The organism is Chthonomonas sp. (genome assembly GCF_035294505.1).
GTDB lineage: Bacteria > Armatimonadota > Chthonomonadetes > Chthonomonadales > Chthonomonadaceae > Chthonomonas.
This window is the reverse complement of the sequence record NZ_DATGKU010000133.1, coordinates 1-17713: the sequence shown is the minus strand read 5'-3', so window position 1 is coordinate 17713 and position 17713 is coordinate 1. Positions and strand designations below refer to the sequence as shown.

The window sequence follows — 17713 nt, the reverse complement described above, 5'->3', positions numbered from 1 at the left end:
GGACATCGCCGTTATCGCGGGCACACAGGTCGCCGAAGACCGTATGTTGGAACGGCTTGAGGGAGCCGACGCGGAACAGAGCCTGCACGAAGCCTTAGAGAGGGCTTTGCTCGCCTGGGCTGCCGGAATGCGAGAGGCCTTGCGTGGTGGGCGCGGCATTACAGCTCGTGAGGAAGAGGAGGAGGGCGCCGAACGGTTCCGCTTTATCGAAGAGGCCGACTCCGAAAGAGCGTTTCTGCGGGACGAGCTGAAAACCGGCATGGTCGAGGCGGCCGTGCTTGAACGTGAGGTGCACCGAGAAAGCCATTTTCGTTTGCTTTCTGAAAAGGAGTTCGAGCCTTTACTGCGTGAGTATCGCTGAAAATGGAAAAACGAATTTTTGGCATCGAAACCGAGTTCGGGTGCATGGTGCGCGATCCTTCGGTTGGAACACCCGAAGAGATCGTCGAACAGGTAAAAGACTATGCCTTTTACGATAAGCGCTACGGGCTGATCGACCTTCACGCGCGTGACTACGCCTTTGAACCGGCGCGCGCCGGAGGCTTTCTGCGCAACGGAGGTCGCCTCTATATAGATGCCGTGGGTAGCCATGAGGAGTATGCCACCCCCGAATGCTGCGATCTGCTAGACCTCGTGCGCTACGACAGGGCCGGGCGTATCCTGCTCTCCCGCCTGTTAAAAGACCTACAGCTCAGCCCGGTGGTTAGCTTTCATAACAACAGCATAGACCACTTCGGCGGACACACCTTCGGTTGCCACGAAAACTATCTGGTGCAGCTTGAAGACCGCTTCTTCACCGATGCCCTCTCAAGCCTATTGCCGTTTCTGGTAACACGCCAAATTTTTGCCGGTGTGGGGCGCGTTGGCGGGCATCGGCTAACCCGCCCCTCCAGCAAAAACAATATTATGACGCTCAGCGAGCACGAAGTAGACTACGTTTGGGTCTCCAACTTCTACGGAGTAGAGATAGACCCTACGGTCAATTTTCAGCTCTCGCAGCGAGCCGATCACATCGTGAAGACCATTAGCTCGCGCGTCCGCTTCAACCGAGCGATCATCAATCCGAAATGGGATAGCTACTACTCCTACTCAAACCTGCATCGGCTGCACGTGCTCTTCGGCGAAAGCAACATGAGCGAATATGCCCTCATGTTAAAGGTGGGCACGACCTGTTTAGTGCTCGACCTCATTGAGGATGGAATCGCACCGCCGGATGTGGAGGTGGCCGATCCGTTAGAGACGTTGCGCTCGGTCTCGCGCGATCCCACTATGAAATGGATGGTGCGTTTGCGAAACGGGCGCACCATTTCGGCCATTGACCTGCAACGTCGCTATCTAGATGCGGCGAAACGATACCTTTATCGGCGGGACCCTCAAACCGATCTGGTGCTCAGAGAGTGGGAAACCATTTTGGACGATCTGGAACGAGACCCGCTTTCAACCGCCGACCGGCTCGACTGGGCTGCGAAGCTTGTACTCTATCGGCAGTACATGGAGGAGACGGGGGCCAGCTGGCAAGACGATGTAATGCAGAGCCTCGACTTAGAGTATCATAATGCATCACCGGAAGAGGGGCTGTTCTACGGTTTGGAGCAAGCCGGTCTGATGTGGCGCCTTGTTACCGATGAGCAGGTGGAGGAGGCGCTGACTAACCCACCAGAAAACACGCGCGCCTATGGGCGCGGGCTTATTGTGGCGCAGCTTTTGGCGCATCCGGGACTGCGCTACGTGATCGATTGGGATGCGATCTATATCGAGCGCAATCGGCAGCTCGACCTGAAGAATCCGTTCCATACCTACGAGAAAGAGGCCATGCGCTTCTTGCGCGGCGTGTAAGGTTTCCTGTGCCTACCCCCTCAGCGCTTAGGGCGGGCCTAAACCCGCCCTATAATCATAGGGGGAACTTAAAAGAAGCCATCGAGTCGTACGAAAGTAAAAAGGAAAGAGGAATGGCGTTATGATTCCAATGCGTGCTCATTTTGAGGCCGAACTGAATAGCCTGCGTGAGACGATGCTGGAGATGGCCACCTGCGCCGATAATATGTTGGCGCAGGCGGTTGAGGCACTGATGAGCGGCAATATAGAGCTTGTGCAGAAGGTGATTGCCCAAGACGATACGGTAGACCGCTACGACATTGAGATCGAGAGCAAGTGTCTGCGCCTCATCGCCACGCAACAGCCTGTTGCCCGAGATTTACGCACAATTGGAACAGCTTTGAAGGTCATTACGGATGTGGAGCGCATCGGAGACTATGCGGTGGACATCGCGAAGATCGGGCGAAGGCTTGCCCGTGCCCAACAGATTTACCGGCCCCTTGTGGACATTCCGCGCTTAGCCCATCTTAGCCGAGTGATGTTGCAGGACGCGCTCCAGGCCTTTATTCATCACGATCTCAATCTCGTTGAAAAGGTTATTCGCGATGACGACGAGGTAGATCGTCTCTATCATGCCATGCGAGAGCGCCTCACTCAAGAGATCGTGGAGCACCCCTCATGCGCCCTTTTGGCATTGAACATTATGTTCGCCGCCAAATATCTCGAACGGGTGAGCGATCATGTGGTAAACATCGCCGAGCGTGTTTGGTTTGTGGAGACCGGCGAACTAAAGCCGGCTCGTGAGTTTCTTAACGAAGAGGATTCTCCTTAAACCTCCTCGTCTTGCGCACGGTCTTAGCAGACAGCAACATAGCGGCCGGTGAGATAGGCGATGAAGGGAACGACACAGGCCACAAAGGCGCCGTCCGCTAGGCCGCCCACCGCTAGGTACCCCCTCCCCGTGTACGGGGAGGGTTGAGGAGGGGCTGCAGAATGCCGCCGCCAAAGCCCCCCTCTTATCCCCCCGCACGCGGGGGGGAAGCTAGCCCTCCCTCCCCGCGTACGGGGAGGGTTGTCCTCTCGTGCGTACTCCCCTGCCTTACATACACCTCCCTCCCCGCGTACGGGGAGGGTTGAGGAGGGGCTTGTAGAGCCGATGATACGACTGTCATTTCAAGCCAAAGACGAGATAAACACCTGTCATTTCGAGCCGAAGGCGAGATAAACAACTGTCATTTCGAGCCGAAGGCGAGAAATCTTGAGTTTCACTTCCCACCCGTTCTGAGGACAAGGGCGTGTACTTTGAGGGGCAGGGGTTGCAGAGGGCTGTCCATCTCATGGTTCTAGAGTCAATTCGTGGAGTAAGCCGGTCTTGTTCGCCCCCTATCCCAGCCTTTCCCCCTATTAGGGAGAAAGGGGGCGGTCCTGGTTAGTTTTTCAAAGGAAATTTTATCAGAGAAGACTGAGAGTTAGCTTACTGGTCTGCCCTCTCCCCATTGGGAAGAGGTCGGGGTATCCTTGAGAGAAAAGGTGCAGTGCGCAGCACCGTCGGCCAAGAGGGCCTATGGGGGGTAGGCCTTGCGCCTACCCCTTTAAGCGCATCGCTAGGTGACCCTCTCCAGAAGGAGAGGGGTGTGCTCAGGGGACAGGGCGAAAAAGGCGCTTGAGCAGGAGGGCTAGTTGTCGGCTTTTGGGAATGGCAGGACGTTTGGACAGCACGTCATAGCCTTGCGATTCGATACGACGTAAAACCTCCAACCCCCCCTGTGTGAACATAGCGATGTCCAATCGAAGCCTTTTGTCTACCCGGTTGCAGAGCGCTTGTCCTTCCAAAAACAGCGCTCGGGTGCGTTCGACTTCAAAGCGCATTAACTCGGCAAAAGCCGGCGTGAACTTGCGTGCGTGAAGCTCCTCTTCTGAATAGCCAAAGCGAGCCATGTCCTCTAAGGGAATGTAGATTCGCCCTTTGGCAAGATCGCGTGTCACATCCTGCCAGAAGTTGGCAAGTTGAAGCGCGGTGCAGGTTTTGTCGGACAGGGCAAACCGCTCCGCATCTCGATAGCCGGCGAGATAGAGTACGAGGTGACCTACCGGATTAGCCGAGTAGCGGCAATAGCCCAACAGGTCGTCGTAGGTGGGATAGCGTGTGCAGATTTGGTCTTGGCGAAAAGCCTGCAGGAGATGGCGGAAAGGCTCAGGGGGGATTTGGAACCGCTTAACGGTCTCTTCCAGCGCAACAAAGACGGGATGGCGCGGCCTGCCATCGTACATGGCATCGAGTTCCGTTTCCCACCAATCGAGCAGCGCCAGCGATTTTTGGGGATCGCCGATCTCGTCGCCGAGGTCATCGCTAATACGGCAGTAGGCATAAATGTTATAGAAATGTTGACGGAGATGACGCGGGCAAAAGATGGTGGCCACCAGAAAGTTTTCGTAGTGCGACTTGGCGAGGCGGGCACAATATCGCCGCGCCTCCTCTAAGGTCGGTTGGCCCTCATAGCGATAGGGATGCGTAAGCGAGAGTGAATCGCCTGTACTTGTGTTCATGTCAAGAATGATACCTCAGTCGCATCGCACGGCCGCAAAGTTTTCAGCCGTTCAGCGGCAGCACCAGTTGAGGGCTTTGAATGGTGTGCTCTGCGGAAATGGAGGTAACGGCGGTGCCGACGGCAAAGAACTCGATGGTGTGGCTGCCCCAGCTGTAGTTACTTTCGGTGACGCGGGTGCCCACGATCCCCTCCGCTTGCTCCGCCTCCGCTTCGGCCTGCATGCGCGATAGGGCCAGCTCGCGAGCGTCGTAGAGCGCCTGCGTGTAGTTTTGCAGTTCAACGTTGCGCCCCATCTGGTTCAGGGCTTGCAGAAAGCCTCGGTAGGCCACATGGTAGACGCAAACGCCCATGACTAAGGAGATGGGACGATAACCGGCTTTCAGTAGCGTCCAAAACTCTTGGCCGCTGAGGTCGGAGGTAAACGGCCGATTGCGATGCGTGCGATAGTGCTCTCCGGTACGGTGGCGAATGGCGGTGCCGATGGCGATGAACTCCGCAATGCCCTCACCCCATGCAGATTGGCTCACTTCAAGGCGCACGCCCACGATGCCATCAGCGCCTAGCAGGTCGGCCTCCTCCTCCATGCGCGTCATGGCCAGCTCGCGCGCCTGATACATAGCCTGTGTCAGCACCGTCATCTCCTGATTTTGGAAGACACGAGCGAACTGAAAGCCGATGTGATAGATGGAACTGCCCATAACGAAGCCGACGGGGTCGAAGCCGGCCTCACGAACCAGCAGAAACTCGTTGACGGAGAGATCGCTGGTAAAAAAGGCACGCTTTTCCGCGGTGCCACGCATTTCCATGAGGCGCTGTCGGGCGGCCTCCGGGAGCCCGGCCTGAGAGCCAGGCGTATAGTCGCTCATCCTATATCAACCTCCATTAAGTTGTTGCGTTGTGTCGGTCATCATGAGTTGCAGATCGATTTGGGGCGTTACATCAGGAGCCGGATAGGGCGCGATGGCCGTGCCGAGAGCGGTGAAATAGTGGATAACCGCGGGGGCACGGTTCTGATCCCCTTCAATAAAATCGTGATGCATCTCGATATCGCTCCCAATAATGCCGGTGGCCTGCACTGCCAGAGCTTCATGCACCATGCGCTCCATGGCGCGCTCTCGCGCTTGATAGAGCGATTGGGTGAAGTCGGTAAGCTCTTGGTTCGCCCAACCTGTGCCAAAAATGCTGCTTGCCATTTGGGTGCGCCAGGTGGCTACCTGGCAAAACACGCAGCATCCAAAGGCGAAACCCACCGGTCGAAACCCCGCTTGGTGCAACGTGTAATAGTCGTGGCCGGACAGATCGCTCACAAAGGGCAGGCTGCCGGGCTGGTGGTAGGTGCGAATAGGCTCCTTGATTGCCGTGCCGAAGGCGAGGAATTCGAGCACGGAGTTTTCGAGGGGACGACGGATGATCTGCATGCCTACAACGCCATGGGCGCCTAGCAGAGCGGCCTCCTGCTGCATACGGTTGAGGGCGAGGTGACGGGCGGCATAGTAGGCCTGGCTAAGAGCGGTAAGCTCCATGGAGCTGCCCGACCAGGAGGGCAGATACTGAAACCCGATCTGGTAGATGGAGCTGCCCATGACCTGTCCAAGAACCTCCACACCGATGTCTCGCAGCAGCAGCTGCTCGTTGATGGATAGCGTGGAAGAGTAACCTCTGTGGGCATTCGCGATAGTAGTAGCCTGTTCACGCAACCGCTCAACGGCGTTGAGCGGCAGCCCACCGCCTGCGAGACTCCTAAGGCTCTCTTGTTGACGCTGGGCAGCGTTCGGATCGTCTGGTTGTCCAAGGCTAAAGAAGCGCATTGTTTTGGTTCCTGGCGGTTAGGATAGACCAATAAATTTGGCAAGGGCGTTGCGCGCTGCCGCGCTTTTGCGGGCGCGCTCGCCGATCTCTTGATCGAGCGCCGTTACCCACTCTTCCACCGGAATCTCCTCGGTTTTTAAGGCGATGCCTCTTACGATACGGGTACGTGTGGCTCGAAGATTTCCTCGACCGGGGTCTTCCAGCGTGTAACTCCATTCGCCCAGTTGAACACGAATTTGGTGAACGCTTTTGCGTACGGAAAACAGCCCTCCCTTGTATTTCACCTCGGTCTCTTGCGGCAGCACCTGTGTGAGCATGGAGGCGAGCAGGTCTAGAAAGGCACGCTGGTCGCGGGTGTACTGTTTGGACAGAGAGGCAGCAACCCCAAATTTCAACCATTCTGGCTCGTCATCTAGTTGGTCGCTCAATCTAGGTTTCTCCTCCGGCTCAATTTGAAGTCTCTTTCTGCATGGACGTTAAAAACTCCTGCTTCGTTTCTGAATTTGATACAACCGGTGGACGTTGGAAGGGGTCACATCGGTGAGTGAGGGAACGTTTCAGAAAAGAAAAAGCGCTATGAGGTAGAATGCATTCACCACTCCATTTTAAGCATGTGTCGGAGAAGGGAAAAAGGAAAATTCTATGCTGCGGAAACGATGGGGAAAGCCTGCCATTTGCTCGATTTGTTGGTTGTTTGGCTTGATGGGCTTGTTTTTAGGGGCTTCGCGTTGTGGGTGGGCGAAGGATGTTGTTGAGTCGCTTTTTCATCAGGAGATAGCTCGCGCAGCCGAGGCGATGGAGTGGCATGGGGAGCCTCTATCTCGTGATACCCTCTATGCGCTCGCCGCAACGGGGATTTCTTGGGAGCCGGTTTGGGGCCGCGCGCATCTGTTTTGGATGGGATGGGCCCGCTGCGATAAAAAGGATTTGCTTGACAAGAGGAATAAGCAAGTAGGCCAATGGTTAGCAGAGATACAGGCCAGCTATGCCGCCCAGGACTGGAGCCATGTAGTCGAACTGGCGACAAGAGATTTCTCCTTTCGCGCCATCACCTGCAACCCCGACCTGAAGCTGGCCGTGGGCGAGAGCTTCTTGCAGTTGGGGCGTCCGGAGCGGGCTTTTCCGGTGTTGGCGTCGGCCTATCAGGCGGAACGATTGGGGCGTGGAGGCGACACGATTTTGGAGGAGACGGACTGGAGGGTGCGCCGCGATGCCTTTGAGGCCGCCCGCGCTGCCCACTTGACGAAGGAGGCCATTGTTTTTGGGCTTTCTTTACTGTTTCAGCCCTCTTCCGAAAACCCTCGGGTGAACAACGAGGTGTTGGACTACTTAGAGCAACAGGGCGTCAGCATAGAGCGCGTGGCATTGGGGATATTGCAAGCCCCAGCACGCCTAACCGGCTTGCCGGCCTACAGCTATGTGGCTGCCGATCTTTTGGCGATGAACCCACGGCCGGAACTTCTGCCGGTACTTATGGCGATGGAGCAGAGTGGGGATGTCTACCTGCGGGCGCGGGCGCTTATCGGTTTGGCGGCGCTCGCTTATCAACCGGAATCGAACACACAGGCAAACCCTTTTGGGGAGGCTCTGCCCTTTACGCCTATGGTAACCGGTTTGTCGGCCGATCAGCGCGCGCAAATTGAGGATATGGCCATACGTGCAGTTCATGATGGGAACTACCGTTTACGCGCTGCCGGCGCCCTTGCGCTGGGGCTGATCGGAGGGGAAGAGAACCGTGCTTTATTGGTGAAGTTGGAGCGCGACCCGGCCTGCTACGTGATCCCCACGGGTGTGCGAGGGCTGGAGCAGCTGCGATTTCCGGTGAGGGAGGCCGTGGCGTTGGCCCTAAAGCGATGGGGGGTGGCCTTCGACCCAGGGGATGGTACCTATTCGGGCAAGGCGCTTGCAGAGGCACGGCGTCACACCCGAGAGGTGACCCGCGATTTTGGCGGTATCAACCGCTCTATGGTGAGCGCCCTGTTGGTTTTTCCATTTGACACGCCTTTACCGCTCAGCCCGGTGCGTTTTTGAAGTGGGCTTGCCGCATCAAAGAAGAGACCCGTAGCAGGTACTTGTGCGGTATCTGAGCTGAGCATAGCAAATTCTCTTGATCCGCGTGGAGAAAAAAGAGGAGGCATCGGTCAGATGCCTCCTTAAGTTAGGGTTTGTGCTAGGTAGGAGAAGCCTTAGAGAGCGCCTTGACCGCTTTTTACGGTGATCTGTGGGGTTGCGGGTTGCGAGGCGCGGTAGCGCAGCACGAACGAAAGTGTTGTGCCCTGCGAAACGCCACTGCTGGAGATCAGCAAGGTGGGCACGCCGAGTTGGAGCATGCTATAGCCCGTCGCGTTTTGAAGTTGAACGCCCTGAGGCAGCTTAACCAGCAGATGGACAGGCCCGTTGAGGTTGGTTAGCGCCTTAAGCGTGCCGTTTTGGATGTAGAGCTTGCGGTTGGCATCGAAGGTGGGCGTGGATAGCGAGAGGGTGTAGCTGGAAGGGGCCACCGTTTGGGCGAATTGGAACGTGTAGGTAACTGCGTTTTGAAGGGTGACGCTCGACGTGCCGGGGTCGGGAACGTTGTTGCCCGGCAGCGGCGGAAGAAACTGATTGGTTAAATAGGGAACCGGCGTAGGCCGACTGCCCAAAGTGCCCCGACGAGCGTCGGTGGAGAGGAAGATGGTGCCCGATTCGCCGGTCGTTCGCAGGCACGCGACCATCCCGATGGTGGTTGTGGTTGTCATCCCTTTCGGAAAGAGCACGGTAAGTGGAATGGCGACTTCGAGGCCTGTCACCGGATTAGAGAAGGGCCCAGGGCGCGGCTGCCATGCGATCTCGGACGGCATGGGAACGAGCTGGTTCGCATGGAACACGTCAATATAGTAGAGGCCGGCTGCGGCGCCTACCGGTGTGGGGCGTGTGGGCTGACTGGCAAAAGGCGCCTCCGGCGAAGAGAAGAGGGTGTTGAGGCGTAACACTCCCACGCCAAAGGTCGCCTTGAAGCCGGGAGGCAGCGTTATGGGGGCGTTGGAGAGCAGACGACCGGCAGGGCCGGTGTCATCGTGAAGGGTGGAAAGATCGTTGACCCCTAGCCCAGAGTGAGTATCGAGATAGAGCGCCACCCCATTGGTGAAGTTTTCTGAAGGGTCTACACTCCCCGCCAAACCGATGTAGAGGTTGTGATCGTCGTTCGTGGCGAAAAGGCCATCAAGCCGATTGGAGTTCGAGGAGGGCGTTTGAGTTTGATAGACCAGAGCCGGCGGATAGTTCGAGAGATTGCCGGTTGGCGGAGGGCCGAAGATAGGTCTGTTGAGCACGAAAAAGGCCGTAAACTGGTTGAAGACACCTGGCCGATTTCCGGTGTTGGCGAAAACTCGAACTCGGATCACATGCAGACCGTTGGGCAGAAGAGTAAGATCGATCCCACGCAGAACGAACTGCCCATTTTGCAGTTTGGTCATGGGCACATAACCGTCTGCCAGTCCCTCCGGCGTGTTGGAAAGCGGCTGCTGGCCGGCAACCGGCAGGCCGTTATCTAGCTTGAGCACGGCAGAGTTGCCCGTTGTATCGGTGGTAACCTGCACGTCCATCAGGTCGGTGGTGACGGTGGCAAAGGAGTAGGTGAGATTCTGCCCTTGCGCATACTGCCCCGCGGGGTCGAGATGCGTTTGGAAGCTGATGGTCTGTTCGGGCGAGGTTTCAGCGTCCAGCAGTTGAATGGGGGGTGTGTTTGGCAGAGGTTGTGGGGCCTGTTGAACGTAGAGCACATAGCCGGTACCGTTCGCATAGCCCGTAGTACCGTTTGCCGGGACGGTGATGGTGACGCTGCCGTTGGACTGAACGGTTACCGGCGGCTCTTGGCCAGTGAGATCGGTGAGTGTGGCCCCAACAGGAAAGGCGGTCTGCACCGTTTGTGTGAGGGCGACACCGTCGTCACGGATGTTGATTCCCGTAAGCAGTAGCGATTGCCCGTTCGTCTGGCGCTCGTAGATAAGCAGGTTGGAACTGCTGTAGCGTATCACCATGTTGCCACGAGCATAGCGGTTATGCGCATCGAGGAGGGTGAGGAGAAGGTTGTCGCCGGTTCCTACGGCATCGAAGCGACCGGCGCGAGGGAAGTCGGTGTAGTCGTTGGGCTTTTGGTTGTTGCCGTCATAGTAAACGACGGGGCGTTCCGGCCCGGTGAGCGTGAACGTGTAGGCTTGGTTGCTTGCTGCCGGGGGGCCTTGGTCGGCGCTTTGCACGAAGCTCACTCCGAGGCTCGGCTCCAATCCCCCGAAAGAAAAAGCGAGGCCGGTGGCGCCGTCGGTGCCGAGCGTGTTGCCCAAAGTGGCACCTATGTTGCCTAAACCGCTGGAGTTAAACACGCTATCGAGATTATCTTTAAGCGGAAAGTCCAGCAGGTTCATTCCCACCTTGCCGTACTCCCGTAGCTCGTAGTTGGGGTTGACGTTTGGGAAATCCTCGCCGAAGACGTAGAGATTGGGGTTAAGCCCATACAGATAGGAGAGCCAGCCTTGGCCGGAGACGATGGGGCCGGGTTGGTAGTTAGAGATGGGTTGGAAGAAGGCCGGAGGAATGTAGCGAACGGCATCGAGGCGAAAGCCGTCGAAACCGAAGAAGGTTGTAAGCCACCAACCCCATCGCTTCAGGTACTGTCGCACATCTTCCGCTACCGGTTGCCGATTGGGATAAAGGAAGGCATTAAGCGGTTGACGGACGAAGGTCGGTTTCCCATAGGCGTTGAAGGTGGCGTAGGAAGGCAGATTAAAGGGGCCGGTTTCCGCATCGTTGCCATCCTCTTGTGCGATGTCGGCCATGCCGAGAAGGTCGAAATCGAGGGTTTGGTGGGCGAACGGCGGCGTGTTGTTGAAATCTACCCCGTTATTGTTGGTATTCGATGAGGAGAAGATATGGAAGTCTTCGGGGATCATATCGGGGTACTGGTTAATGGGCGTCGAGGCACGATTATCGTTATGGTTGAGCACGGTATCTTCGTAGACACTCAGGCCAAGGCGATGGGCTAACTGAATGAGTTGAAAAAGGTCTTGCGCGGTTCCGTAATTTGTATCAAGCGAGCCAGACTGGAAGCGATCGCCAAAGTCGAAACGGTCGAAGGGGTTATAGCCGACCGAAAGTCCGCCGCCACCAGCCTTTTCGCCAGGTGGCAGCCACAGGGCGCCGTAGCCGGCGTTTACGACCTCCGGTAGACGTTGCAGAATGGTGCTATAGGGTGTATCGAACCACTCTAAAATGGGAGAGGACAGGGGAGGCGGCATGTGGCGCACATAGAAGCCGAAGTTTTGGAAGTTGTTGTTGTCGTAGGCCACAGAGCCATCGGTTCCCACGGCCTTAATATAGAACTGCACATTGGTATTGGGTGGGAACTGAGGTAGCACGAGGAACCAGTGGGTATTGCTGCTATCGTTGTAGTCAAAGGAGAATGGATAGGCCGTAACGTGGGCGAAGTTATCGGTTGTAACCTCGGCATAGACGCTTTGACCGAAGGCGATGGGGTAGGTTTGCGTAACGACGGTCACGGTTTGTACAGGCTCCACGAAGGCGCCTTGTGTGGGGAGACCGCCGGGAACACCGGTAAGATAGAGGGCGGTGTTGCCCACCCACTGAACGATGGCGGCATTGGTGGTGGCTGCGAAGAGCAGGAGGGCCAGCGCCGCGCTGAGGACGAGAAGGCCTCGCATTCTAGGTTGTTGAGGTTTAGGCATCGTTGCATCTCCCGAATGAGAATTCGTATTCACAACTCCGATTCCATTGTATCAAAGTTGTTCCCCGATGTCAATAAGCAATTTTACGGGAAACGGTTGCCCATTATCCTAAAAGACAGACCGATAGTACAGCCGCCAAAGACTCCCTCTCCTCTGCAAAGGGCGGTTTTTGCGGAAGAAAGATTTTGGGCGACCATGGAGAGATCAGGCTTTTTTGGAATTGGGGCGCCGCCGTTCCCTGTTGCATGAAACTGCAACTGCAAACATAGCGATACACCGCGTAAGCGGCATCGTTAGGGGCATTCTGAAGAATCCCGTTTCGGAAGCCGCCTTGTTGACGTACCCAAATGGTAAAAGGTGATGTTGGGATGATGCCTTCGGCCTCTGATTCGGAAACGGCGAAAATTTTGGAGTACTGGGTTATCAGCATTCCAAATGCGTTATAGTAGGCAACGTGAATACCAACACTTTCTTGAAAGCGTAGACGACTCTTTCCCGTTCCGATGAAGAGCGCGTGTAGGCAAAGGGTGTCGGAGCCATTCGAGTTCGGCTTAGCGAAGTCAACATGAAAATGAATCTCCTTCATGATTTCAGCACCGGCCTTTTCATGGAGGCTGATGGCACCCATAATGCAACAGAGCAGAACGAGGCGACACGTAAGTTTAGAGAGAATTCGTGTATATGCCTTCATAGCACTTCCCTCCCTATTCGGTATGATAGATAGTAGCACGATACATGGCTAGCAAACAACCCCCTGCCTAAAAGTCGTTGGTTTTTACCTTAGCGCTAGGAATAGGTTCTCAACTCCGACGCTAACCTCTTAGAAACCAGGGCGGTCAAGTCGTTTTATCGCATATTGCAATTGAAACAGTATAAGGATGAGGCCACCCAGACGGTTCTGAAGGATACCTTGCAGCGGTAGGGACGCAATGAACGGTAAAACCTGCAATAGGACATGTTCTGATTGGAGAAACTCATCCTGAAAAGTAGGCAATTGGGAGGGAATTTCGTGCGAAGTCTGTACCTGCAACGTGATGCTTAGAAAGGCTCAGCGCTCTTCGGTTGCCCACTCCGGTGGGTAATGGGGGTGTCCGGCGCGGCGTTCCGCTTCGCGCTCCATGCGATTAAGGGCGCGCTCTAATTGAGCCGCGTAAGCGAGACGACCGTTTTCATCGAGGTTGGGCGGTACGTAGATCGGCTCACCAACGAGGAAAAAGGCGCGGGCGAATGGGAGAGGAATCATGTAGGAGTCCCAACTGCGAATAAGGATGCGTTTGGAAGCGCTAATGCCCACCGGCACGATGGGCGCGCCGGATTTCTCCGCCATGAGGATAACGCCCGGCTGCACCTTGTGGGTAGGGCCGCGAGGGCCATCGGGCGTGAAGGCCAGCACCTCCCCTTTCTGCACTTTGCGTGCCATTTCAAGAGCGCCGCGCACGCCACCACGTCCGGTAGAGCCACGCACGGTTTGAAAGCCGAAGCGTCGAAATATCCGGTTCTGCAGTTCGCCATCGCGGGATAGGGAGATGAGCGCCCAATAGCCGCGGTTGCGAAGGATATTGGCCGCGATGAAGGTGCGACCGTGCCATGTCACCAAAATAGCCCCTTTGTTTGGGGAGGGAATGAGGCCCTCCATGTTTTCCGTTTGCATGCGCAGGGTCTTGTAGATGGCGCGGGCAAGCAGCCATATTAGCCACGAGAGAATGCGGTATTTGAACTCCTGCATCTTCTCGCGTCGGGCCGACTGTTGGGTGGAGGCCTCTGGGCTTGGCTGCGTAAGGGTTTCCATAGGGGCCGCTTAAAACGGGCTATTCAAAGCCTTTAAGTTGGGTTTCGTAGAGGCGTGCATAGTAGCCGCCGGCGTCCATAAGCTCCTGGTGCGAACCCATCTCCACGATGCAGCCGTCTTGCATGGCGAGAATGCGATCGGCATTAATAATGGTTGAGAGGCGATGGGCGATAACAAGGGTGGTGCGACCTCGCATGAGATGTTCGAGAGCTTCTTGGACTAAAGCTTCGGAGGAGGCATCGAGCGATGAGGTGGCCTCGTCGAGGATAAGAATGCGTGGATTCATAAGGATGGCGCGGGCAATGGCGATCCGCTGCTTTTCGCCACCCGAAAGGCGAATACCGCGATCGCCCACAATGGTATCGAGGCCGTGTTCCATGCCTTCGATGAAGGAGGCATTGGCCGCGCGCGCCGCCTCCATGATCTCCTCATCCGTGGCATCGCGGCGTCCGTAGGCGATGTTGTCGCGTAAGGTTCCGGCAAAGAGCCACGTCTCCTGAGGAACCACCCCGATCTGTCGGCGCAGCGATTGAAGCTTCACGGTGCGCACATCAATGCCATCAATGAGTACACGGCCTGATGTGGGATCGTAGAAGCGGGGGATAAGGTCTACGAGGGTAGATTTGCCGGCGCCGCTACGCCCTACAATGGCGACCACCTCGCCGGGGCGCACCTCGAAGTCAATATTGCGCAGCACCAACGGCGAATCGGGGCTATAGCGGAAGGAGACGTTTTCAAACCGAATATGGCCTTCTATGGGGGGCAGTTCAACGGCGTTCGGCAGCTCTTTCACCTCCGGCTCGACATCGAGAACCTCGTCGAAGATGCGGGAGGCAGCCGCGAGCGCCTGAGAGCGCATGGAGACGAAACTGCCGAGGCTGCCCACCGCACGGGCCACGTTGTCAAGCAGGAACAGAAAGGCAATCAAGGCTCCGGCGGTAAGTCCCCCTGGCTCTACATAGTTGCGCACGGCATCCGGCACCGGCATTCCCGGATGGAGACGGTTAAACTGTTCCACCATGACGTGCTGTGTATGCACGGTGTGGGCCACCATGTTGCCTCCCACATACATCACGAGGGCGATGCCGAAGGCCCCAATGAACTCGATGAGAGGGCGTAGCTGAGCGCTACGGCGCACTCCGCGCATAACCGCCTTTAGCGTCTGCTGGTTCTCCGTGCGGAAACGCGAGATTTCATGATGCTCGGCGGCAAAGGTTTTGACCACTCTTACGCCGGCGACCGTCTCCTCGATGATGCTGGTGACCTCGGCCAACATGCTCTGCACGGTGTGGGAGATTTTGCGAATGCGCTTGCCGATGCGCGAAATGGTGAGAGCCATGAAAGGGAGAAAGAAGATGGCGATGAGGCTAAGCCGCCAGTTCATGTAGAAGAGCAGTGCCAGACTCACCAGAATGGTGAGCGGGTCGGAGATCATTTGGCGCAAGCTCATGGCCGCATTTTGGATGGCCTGCACATCGTTGGTAAGCACCGACATGATGGCTCCGGTGCGGCGACGATTGAAAAACGAAAGGGATAGGGTATGCAGATGGGCAAATATCTCCTCTCTTAAGCGAGAGACCACGCTATTGGCCGTGAGCGAGAGGAAGTAGTTTTGCCCGAAGGAGAAAATGCCCTTGATGATGAAAACCACAACGACGGCAGCACACATGAAATTGAGGTGCCCTACACGGCCATCGAGCATGGAGTCGACTACGCTTTTGATGAACTTGGCCAGGCTGGCATCGATGGCGGAGGTGAGCGCAGCGCAGAAGAGACCGACAGCCAAAATCCAGCGGTGGGGCTTCAGGTAGGCAAGAAGGCGACGCTGCGTATCTTCTTTACGCATGAGGGCCTTCCTCCGTGCTCTCGCTTGGGAGGGCATCGTTTTTGTCGCAAGCGAGGGCCAAGGCGATTCGCGCCGTTCTGGCGCTCGCTCCAGGCTCACCTAAAAGATTTCGCACTTCCAAAAGGGCTTGTCGCATCTGCTTTCGAGCACAAAGATCGGTTAGTAGGTGCACGGCACGCTCCGCAATGGCTTGGGGCGTTGCCTGCCACTGTATCAGTTCAGGAACGATGGGCCGATCGGCCAGTATGTTCGGCAGGCCGATATATTTTATTTCCTGCACCTTTTTATCCATACGTCGTAGGCGATACTCTAGCTCCATCCACTTCGAAACTTTGTAGAGCACGATCATGGGGGTTTGCAAAACGGCGGCCTCTAAGGTTGCCGTTCCAGAGCACACAAGCAACAGGTCAGAGTGCGCCATGAGATCGTAAGTAGCCCCTTGGGTTAGCACAAGGGGGGGTGAGGGTGGCATGGCCACCTGGGGGCGCCACTCTTTTTGAGATAGTTTCGGTGAGCCGAGCAGCGCTCCACCTTGGGTAGCGAGAGCCGGTTGCGGCAGCGTTTTTGGTAGACTTTTCGAGCGATGCGCCCATTCTTGAACGTTATCAGGCCTTCGTTCTGCAAGCCGATCACGCTCGATGGGATGCCTGCCGATGAGGGTCTGCACAGATTCCAGCGCAAGGGTGGGGGCTACGGCCACGGCGAACTGCGCTTTGGGCACCTCACGAGCGATGTAAGGGATGCTTTCGAGGAGGGTGGGCAAGAGGTTATTTACCTCGTGCAGACGGCTGCCCGGCAGCAGACCGATGAGAGGGGCATGGGGGTCTAGACCAAGAGATTTGGCAAACGCATCGCGCGTCGTACGGGGGGCTACACGGTCGAGCAAGGGATGGCCTACATAGAAAACACGAGCTGTTCCGTGACGGTAACGTTCCTGGCCCCAGGGAAAGGGCAGGGCAATGCCGTGCACGATATGGGCCAGGTCTTCGCGTAGGGTGGTGGTACGTCGCCAGCATCCGGGGGGAATGTAGTAGAGGGTTTTGATGCCGATCTGCTTACAATAACGCGCAATGCGCACGTTAAAAGCCCCAAAGTCAATGAAGACAACGAGGTCGGGGCGACGCTGGGCAAGGGTATGGCGTAGGCACGGGGCAATTTTAAGCGCCAGCAGCGGAATTTTGGGCAGTGCGGCCACCATTCCAATAGCGCTCCACGAAGCGCTATCGCTCAAAAGCTCCACACCGGCCTCTGCCATGGCGCGAGAGCCAAGCCCCCAAAGTTTTACTTCGGGGTCTAACTCTCGAAGAGCCCGTGCCAGACTTGCGCCGGCCAGATCACCGGATGGCTCCCCGGTTAAGATGGCGATCTCCATAGAATGCAATTTCCGCTCGATCAAAGCCGCTTAAGCTAAAGCGGCGGAGGGTTATTGGCGCGTCCGTTGAACCCTTCACGGGTTCTTTGAATGAAAGCGATGAGATGGTTCAGTTCGGGGCTGGGGTCAATCTCCTCTTCAATCGCTTCCAAAGCCTGGGAGACGTTGAGGTTAGAGCGATAGAGCAGTTTATAGGCCTGCCGCAGGTCGCTGCGAATCTTAGCGGGCACGTTGGCACGTCGTAGCCCGCGGATGTTGATGTCGTAGACGCGCGCCGGACGCCCGGTGGCCAGCATGTAGGGGGGTATATCTTGGGTAACACCGGACATACCACCGATCATAACAAGAGTGCCGATGGTACAGTTCTGGTGAACCCCGCAGATGCCGCCGAAGTTGGCATAGTCTTCCACCGTGACGTGGCCGCTGATGCCCACATAAGAGGAGATGGTAACGTGGTTGCCGATGATACAGTTGTGTCCTATGTGGGCATAGGCCATGATCATATTGTTATTACCGATGCGGGTATACTCGCCTTCTCCGGTGGCGCGATGAATGGTAACGTACTCACGCACGATGTTGTTATCGCCGATTTCGAGATAGCTTACCTCCCCTTTGAACTTATAGTCTTGCGGAGGGCCACCCAGCATGGCGCCGCTGTAGATTTGGCAGTTTCGGCCAATGCGGGTGTTTTCAAATATCTGCACGTGGCCATGCAGCACCGTTCCGGCACCGATGAAGCAGTTCTTACCGATGATGCAGTAAGGCCCGATCTCCACATCGGGTTCTATTTCGGCCCGGGGGTCAATGATGGCT

General features: G+C 56.6%; 14 protein-coding genes. 4 read left to right on the top strand and 10 right to left on the bottom strand.

The features are described from left to right. The 3 genes from VKV18_RS07910 to phoU all read left to right on the top strand — a co-directional run. The coding region (locus VKV18_RS07910; RefSeq protein ID WP_324203667.1) for a hypothetical protein at window positions 1–361 on the top strand (361 nt) is incomplete at its 5' end. A 2-nt stretch (window positions 362–363) separates the two neighbouring features. Beyond that, the gene (locus VKV18_RS07905) at window positions 364–1836 is read left to right on the top strand and encodes a proteasome accessory factor PafA2 family protein (protein ID WP_324203666.1); all 1473 of its coding nucleotides are present in this window, start codon (window positions 364–366) and stop codon (window positions 1834–1836) included. Window positions 1837–1957: 121 nt separating this feature from the next. Further along, window positions 1958–2647 carry a phosphate signaling complex protein PhoU gene (gene phoU / locus VKV18_RS07900; protein WP_324203665.1) on the top strand — a complete coding sequence of 230 codons (690 nt, stop codon included), beginning with the start codon at window positions 1958–1960 and terminating at the stop codon, window positions 2645–2647. 806 nt (window positions 2648–3453) lie between these two features. Here phoU and hpnC read toward each other — a convergent pair. Genes hpnC through VKV18_RS07880 form a run of 4 tightly spaced genes read right to left on the bottom strand, consistent with a single transcriptional unit; the run spans window position 3454 to window position 6601 of the window. Next, window positions 3454–4362, bottom strand: a complete 909-nt coding sequence (hpnC, locus tag VKV18_RS07895) for a squalene synthase HpnC (RefSeq protein WP_324203664.1) — start codon at window positions 4360–4362, stop codon at window positions 3454–3456. Window positions 4363–4405: 43 nt separating this feature from the next. Beyond that, window positions 4406–5230 carry a heavy metal-binding domain-containing protein gene (locus tag VKV18_RS07890; RefSeq protein WP_324203663.1) on the bottom strand — a complete coding sequence of 275 codons (825 nt, stop codon included), beginning with the start codon at window positions 5228–5230 and terminating at the stop codon, window positions 4406–4408. A gap of 6 nt (window positions 5231–5236) precedes the next feature. Next, window positions 5237–6172 carry a heavy metal-binding domain-containing protein gene (locus tag VKV18_RS07885; protein ID WP_324203662.1) on the bottom strand — a complete coding sequence of 312 codons (936 nt, stop codon included), beginning with the start codon at window positions 6170–6172 and terminating at the stop codon, window positions 5237–5239. An 18-nt stretch (window positions 6173–6190) separates the two neighbouring features. After that, on the bottom strand, window positions 6191–6601 hold the full coding sequence (locus VKV18_RS07880) for a hypothetical protein (protein WP_324203661.1): 411 nt from the start codon (window positions 6599–6601) through the stop codon (window positions 6191–6193). 214 nt (window positions 6602–6815) lie between these two features. On the opposite strand from VKV18_RS07880, the gene VKV18_RS07875 reads away from it, so the two are divergent. Continuing rightward, complete coding sequence (locus VKV18_RS07875; RefSeq protein WP_324203660.1) at window positions 6816–8204, top strand: hypothetical protein; 1389 nt, start codon at window positions 6816–6818, stop codon at window positions 8202–8204. 155 nt (window positions 8205–8359) lie between these two features. Here VKV18_RS07875 and VKV18_RS07870 read toward each other — a convergent pair whose 3' ends face one another. The 6 genes from VKV18_RS07870 to lpxA all read right to left on the bottom strand — a co-directional run. Continuing rightward, the gene (locus VKV18_RS07870) at window positions 8360–11893 is read right to left on the bottom strand and encodes an alpha-amylase family glycosyl hydrolase (RefSeq protein WP_324203659.1); all 3534 of its coding nucleotides are present in this window, start codon (window positions 11891–11893) and stop codon (window positions 8360–8362) included. A gap of 103 nt (window positions 11894–11996) precedes the next feature. Beyond that, window positions 11997–12584, bottom strand: coding sequence for a hypothetical protein (locus tag VKV18_RS07865; protein WP_324203658.1), 588 nt, complete (start codon window positions 12582–12584; stop codon window positions 11997–11999). Window positions 12585–12941: 357 nt separating this feature from the next. Then, window positions 12942–13682 carry a lysophospholipid acyltransferase family protein gene (locus tag VKV18_RS07860; RefSeq protein WP_324203657.1) on the bottom strand — a complete coding sequence of 247 codons (741 nt, stop codon included), beginning with the start codon at window positions 13680–13682 and terminating at the stop codon, window positions 12942–12944. A 19-nt stretch (window positions 13683–13701) separates the two neighbouring features. Next, a complete protein-coding gene (locus VKV18_RS07855) occupies window positions 13702–15528 on the bottom strand; it encodes an ABC transporter ATP-binding protein (protein WP_324203656.1) in 1827 nt (608 codons plus the stop codon). After that, window positions 15521–16900, bottom strand: a complete 1380-nt coding sequence (locus VKV18_RS07850) for a hypothetical protein (RefSeq protein WP_324203655.1) — start codon at window positions 16898–16900, stop codon at window positions 15521–15523. The genes VKV18_RS07855 and VKV18_RS07850 overlap by 8 nt, the downstream gene beginning before the upstream one ends. Before the next feature lie 35 nt (window positions 16901–16935). Beyond that, on the bottom strand, window positions 16936–17713 hold a 778-nt coding region (lpxA, locus tag VKV18_RS07845; RefSeq protein ID WP_324200410.1), incomplete at its 5' end, for an acyl-ACP--UDP-N-acetylglucosamine O-acyltransferase.